Consider the following 836-nt stretch of genomic DNA (forward strand, 5'->3'; position numbering starts at 1 on the left):
TCTGTTTCAGGCGCTTTTGACTGCTCGCGACAGGTACTCGCGAAGATCTCCCACACGATATGTGATCCGCGCTCCGATCTTCTCGTATGCTGGTCCCGTCGACGACACGCAGCGAATTCGTGCGAGCGTCGCTTCCGACAGCGGCGCGCCCATCGCCTGAAGGAAACGCGAAGTCAGCTTCGGAGTAAGCGGCATCTCCGCAGGGAGTCCTGCCGCCCACTCATAGGCTTTCAGCGCATCGTTCAGGTCACGCTCATCAGAGCGACCGATGGCGCAAACTTGATCCTTTAGAACTTGCATCGCCCTTCACTCCGTTGCTCCGGTGCAGGCGAACGTATTTCGATTTTTCGTCGGTTGTCATCGCCGCTTGCGAGACCACGCGGTCGGCAGGGACGAACCCGATGTGGGCGGCTCGCCGCCCTTAGGCGCTCCGCCACAACTGCTCTCCCGAAGTAGTAACGGGGAGCTTTAAGTTCGGGCCGAGATCACGAAAACATTTGCAGATTGATCTCGGCTGCGACGGCGTCCGCCGCAGCAACCAAGACAGCGTCCAGATGATGAACATACCGGGACGTCACCGTCCGGACTGAGTGGCCAAGTAAGGCAGCGATGGTTATTTCGCTGTAGCCCAGATCTGCGGCAACGGACGCGAAGCTATGGCGCAGCGTATGCGGCGTCACGTCGGTGAAGCCCGCTCGACTCGCGATCCGCTTCCACGCGCCGGGCAAGCCGCCGAAGGCACCATCGCGCCGGACGGCCGGCAACACATGGGCGGCTCTCCCGCACAGCATGCTTGCCCTTTTTAGTTCGTCGAGCGCGGCGGCGCCGACCGGGCG

Annotated in this window: 2 protein-coding genes; both read right to left on the reverse strand. The window is 61.8% G+C overall.

Annotated features, from left to right (window positions below):
• Window positions 1–6: 6 nt before the first annotated feature.
• On the reverse strand, window positions 7–300 hold the full coding sequence (locus ACKAE7_RS21075; protein WP_407105499.1) for a hypothetical protein: 294 nt from the start codon (window positions 298–300) through the stop codon (window positions 7–9).
• Window positions 301–485: 185 nt separating this feature from the next.
• On the reverse strand, window positions 486–836 hold a 351-nt coding region (locus ACKAE7_RS21080; protein ID WP_408980230.1), incomplete at its 5' end, for a tyrosine-type recombinase/integrase.

The sequence above is a fragment of the Pseudarthrobacter sp. NKDBFgelt genome, from assembly GCF_046097905.1.
Lineage (GTDB): Bacteria > Actinomycetota > Actinomycetes > Actinomycetales > Micrococcaceae > Arthrobacter > Arthrobacter polychromogenes.

Bases quoted from the DNA above. Each gene is read 5' to 3' on its own strand.
- ACKAE7_RS21075 (WP_407105499.1), bottom strand. From the start codon at position 300: ATGCAAGTTCTAAAGGATCAAGTTTGCGCCATCGGTCGCTCTGATGAG.